The 4,489-nt window shown below is 62.2% G+C and carries 4 protein-coding genes; all 4 read right to left on the bottom strand.

Annotated features, from left to right (window positions below; genetic code table 11):
- The coding region (gene qatA, locus EOA86_RS23705) for a Qat anti-phage system ATPase QatA (RefSeq protein ID WP_128343874.1) at window positions 1–1,868 on the bottom strand (1,868 nt) is incomplete at its 3' end.
- Window positions 1,869–2,566: 698 nt separating this feature from the next.
- Window positions 2,567–3,259 (bottom strand): SMC-Scp complex subunit ScpB, encoded by a 693-nt coding sequence (locus EOA86_RS23700; RefSeq protein ID WP_091600266.1) that lies wholly within the window; start codon window positions 3,257–3,259, stop codon window positions 2,567–2,569.
- A gap of 5 nt (window positions 3,260–3,264) precedes the next feature.
- Window positions 3,265–3,366 carry a DUF1403 family protein gene (locus EOA86_RS41545; RefSeq protein ID WP_329608780.1) on the bottom strand — a complete coding sequence of 34 codons (102 nt, stop codon included), beginning with the start codon at window positions 3,364–3,366 and terminating at the stop codon, window positions 3,265–3,267.
- Between the two features lie 34 nt (window positions 3,367–3,400).
- Entirely contained in the window at window positions 3,401–4,195 is a 795-nt protein-coding gene (locus EOA86_RS23695) for a DUF1403 family protein (RefSeq protein WP_329608779.1), read from the bottom strand.
- Between the last annotated feature and the right edge of the window lie 294 nt (window positions 4,196–4,489).

The raw sequence follows: 4,489 nt of genomic DNA, 5'->3' as shown, positions 1-4,489 counted from the left end.
CTCTTCGACTTCGGGTTCAGCTGCAGCGACGCGACGACGCTCAGTGGCTTGTTCGAGGTCTGCGTTGCCCACTCTCCCACGAGCTCGGCGAACTCTTGCGCCTGCGGACCCTCAACCGCCACACCCCAGCCGCTAACCACCCACCCGCCGATCTTGCTCACCGGCAGTCGTCCGAGGAATGCAACCAGCGGTTCGCGCAGTTCCGGCCGGTCTCCGCAAAGGCGCGCCAGACCCTCGGCCGCCGGCGGCCGTTTGCCGAGATCTTCGGTCTGATCAATCTTCGTCACGAGGCCCTGGAACACCCGGTTGGCATCTTCGGGCGTGAGCGCAGCCACCTCGGCCTTCGTCACCTGCGTGACGCCGAGAGTCGACGTCGCCAGCCGCTCGATCATGGCTTCCACGGGGCCGCCGGCGACACCGATGCCGGCGGACGTCCTGCGGTCGCGGCTGACAAACACGTAGGGCCGCAGGTCGATGCCGTTCAGCGGCGGGGTGATCGCCGCCCAGCGCTTGACCCACTCGATGTTGGGCCAGTCGGCCATGGGATCATCATCGGCGTCCTTGCCACCCTTCGAGGTCACCTTCCGCTCGAGGATCGAGATGGTCTTGGAGCCGTCAGCGGACGCGTCGCGGGCGATCGCGTTGAACAGTTCCGGGGCGAATCGCTCCGCCAACATCAGCTTGGCCAAGACGGATTGCTTGATATCGTCCTGGAAGCCGCGCTCGCTGGCGATCTCGACGCGCAGGGCCATGGTGTTGACGAAGCGTTTGATGTGGGCGCCCTCGGTTAGGATCGGCGTAATCTCCGCCGCAAGCTGCAGGGCGGCATCCAGATCGGAGGGTATGGACCCCAGCCTCGCCTTGATTTTGTCTCGGTCGAAGCCGGTGCCCAGCCAGGGCCGCTGCAAGGCCTTGCGCGCCACCTCGAGTAGGCTCTTGAACTCCACCGAACTGTCGCTGACGCCGGAGGCCAGATAGAGCAGCAAGGTGAGATAGACCAAGGTCTCCGACGCGCCAAGTGCCGGCATGCGGAACGGAACCTGGATGAGTTTTTCCAAGTAGTTGCGCGCGTAGCTTGTAGGCCCCGCCGCCGCCGGGAGATCGGGAAAGTGGTTGCGCACGGCATATTCAATCATGCCCTCGTCAGCCGCGATGACGAACGCCGCGTTCGGCACGAACAAGAACAGGCGGATAGCCTCCAGCGTGGCGATCGCCGTCTGCGGGAGGCATCGATCGAGGTCGTCGATCAAGACGATCAGCCGGTCGACCTTGGCGCGCTCCAGCAGCTCCTCGAAGTCTTCGCGAAAGGCGTGCATCCGTTGCGGCGTCGTCTCGGAAGGTGCGGCCTCCTTAAAATGCTCCGCCGCACCGTCCATGACCTTGTTGAACACGTCGCCGGTCAGGTAGGCCTTGGGATCGCTAATCACCTTGCCCGCGATCGAACCAATCCCCTGGATCAGGTCCGGACCGGGGATCCCGGTCGCCATGGTGAACGCCAGGCTGCCTGCGGTGCGGGCGGCCTTCATCCAGTTGACGGCCTTCAGGACGTCCCAGGCCTTGTCCGCCACCTTGGCGATCCCGGACCTCTCCTTGAGGAGGGCTGCGACGATCGTCTCGATCAGCACCGCCTTCGCGTCGTCGTATCCCTCAAACAGCCAGCCGTTGAACCGGACACACAGGGTGTCTGTCTGTCCCTTGAATGCCGACTCAATCATCAGCAGCGTGCTGGATTTGCCCGCTCCCCAGTCGCCGTGCAACCCGATCGTCAACGGTTCCTTCGACTTCTGCCTGATCAGCTTGACGACCGTTTTAGCGACCGTCTCGTAATACAGGTAGTCGATGGCGGTTTCATTATCCGCGATAATCACGAAATCCCCTCCCCCAAACCCTGGGTATCCTTGCCGTTATAACAGAGTTCAGAATTGCAATCTGTCTCTCGCAATAACCCCCAAAGCACTGAGAGACATGCGCAACCCGCTATTTCGGTCGGCTCAGCAATTAGAAGCGCCGTCTCATGATTTGTCTAGGATTTTTCTTGGGATGATTTGCTTATCCAGGGTCCGTCCGGCGGCTTAAATAGCACTCTCGATGGATACAACTTCACACCAGGCAGCGCGCCTGCGAGTGACCCATCATTCACCGCCACCGGCGTTTTTGGCTCTCCAGAACGGCTCGCGCCGATCAGCGGAGCAAAACCCCATCGATGTGGATGTTCCGTACAATCTTGACCCAGCCGGGGTTCATGCGAACACCGCTGCCGAGATGCGAACGTAGGAAATCCGCCACCTCATCCAAACTGGAGAGGTGGGCTGGATGCACGTTAGATCCAAAGTGATGGCAGGCAAAGTAGCCATCAGAACCGGGCTCGGCCCACGCGGTTACCAAACCGCCAATGACACGTTCAATACGAGCTACAGGCATATTTCCCCCCACCATTTTCTAGGCAACGCCCCACGCCCGACAGCGTCTCCTCACGTCATCTCGCGAACCCCGGTCGTAGATCCTGTTGAGGACGCCGCGAACTGCGGCCACCGGCCAGGCAGCGTATTATTCATCAGTGCCGACGCTAAGCATGCTCTTCCTCGTCGTTGTATAATCCTGGCATGATATCACCTGCGAGTAGCTTCTCCTTCGAGAGCAGTCCAGCGTCCTCGAGGGCTTCGAAATCCGGCAGGTCGCGCAGCGTGTCGAGCCCGAACTCCAGCAGGAATTCTTTTGTCGTCACATAGGTGTAGGGCGCGCCCGGCGTTGGGCTGCGCGGACCGGAAGCGATCAGGCCGGCACCGCGCAGATGACCAATAAAATCGCGACTGATCTCGTTGCCGAAGAAAGACGACAGTTCGGCGCGGGTGATCGGCTGGAAGTAGCCGATGCACATCAGCACCAAAACCTCCGACTGCGTAAGGTCGGCCGTCTTCCCACTTCCACCTACAGCAGCACGGATGGCGTCTGCATAGGCAGGCCGGGTCAAATGTTTCCAGCCGCCGGCGACCGAAACCAGATCGTAAGGGCGGCCGCGCAGCTCCTCGCGGATGTCGTCGATGAGAAGATCAATGCTGCAGCTTTTCCCGACGATGCGGGCGAGCATTTCGCGGTCGACCGGCTCGCTAGCGGCGAAGATCGTTGCTTCGACCCGGTGCATCCATTCACGCCAACGCGCTTCCGGCGGCAGATGATCCAGTTCCCGGTCAAACAGCTGGTCAGCTGATCGACGGTCATCTGGCCGGCTCCCTCCTCGCCTACGTGCACTCTCCGCCATTGTCTTCACAGCCCGTAGATGCGGAAGGTAGCGCGGCCGGACAATTCACGCACGGCACCGAGCTCGACCAGCCGGTCGAACAGGCGGCGCAGGCCGCGATCGCTCATGCCGGCGATTTGTTCTGAGGCGACGATCGCGTCGTCAGAGAGCAGCTTTTTCCACGACGACGTCCGCCGCCTTGGCCCTGAGTTTCGGCGCAACCGCAAGCAGCCGGTCCGCCCGGCGCTCAAGTTCGGCGAAAAGATCAATGGCGCGCAGCGCAGCGCGCGCCTGCGCGGCCAGCAGGCTTTTGGCCCAATCGGCTTCCGTTTCGGCGCCGGCAGCCAGAGCGGCAGTCACTGGTCGACGCGCCCGGCACGTACCCACAACTAAGGTCGCTTTGGCGCCCAACAAAGGGATTGCATGTGTCCAGCCTAGCCGCTGCGCGAGCAAGACATCGGCAAGCCAGGCTCCGAGAACGCGCCGGAGGCCGTAACGCTCCGCGGCCGCGAAGGCCCCGACCAGCGTTTCGACCGTGCCGGTGTTGGCGGCAAGCTGTCGCAGATCGTCCGTCAGATCGCTGACCGCCTCATCGTTGAGCGTGAGACCTAGATCTTCCAGCACCGCCGCGACATTTTTCTCCGTTAGCAGATCGTCCGCTGGCCGAGATGCCAGCCGCCGCCAAGCAAGAAAGAAAAGGCCGGCGGGACCGACATTGCCGCCCGGTCTTGTGAGCAATACGGCATCGCGCAAGGCCGCTTCGTCCTCGACGCGCCCTGCCTGCCGTGCCGTGACCGCAGCCGCCGAAAGCGCCAGGCGCTGCCGCCAGGCGCCGGCCCACCGCTCCTGCCGGCGGACCACCGCATCGAGCGCGCCGATGGCGGCGCCGGCCGTGACTGCAATGTCCTCGATGCCTTGTCCCGCAACCGTTTGGGTGTCGAGGGCGGCCCCGCGCAACCCAGGTCGGCACCGTTGCCATCGGTGCGATCGAAGAGGCGCCGCCAAGCACGCCACGGCGAGACAGAGAGGGGTTGGGTCGCAGAATCATCGCAAGCACGATGAGTCATGACGGCGCTTTTAGCAATCTATTTGCGCAGAAAGCGCTGTGCTTGTCGGCATCATAAAACGAATGATAATGTTGCCTTATCAGTCGTTTAACTCTTCACGAGTTCGTCCCTGCTAACAAGTAAGTCTCGACAGGGCACCTTTTTGCGTAGCCGGACGAAATTCCGTTCGGTCATGTCACGAAAC

It is taken from the genome of Mesorhizobium sp. M5C.F.Ca.IN.020.32.2.1 (assembly GCF_004023105.1).
GTDB classification, from domain to species: Bacteria; Pseudomonadota; Alphaproteobacteria; order Rhizobiales; family Rhizobiaceae; genus Mesorhizobium; species Mesorhizobium wenxiniae.
This window is presented reverse-complemented; position numbering and strand designations above follow the sequence as displayed.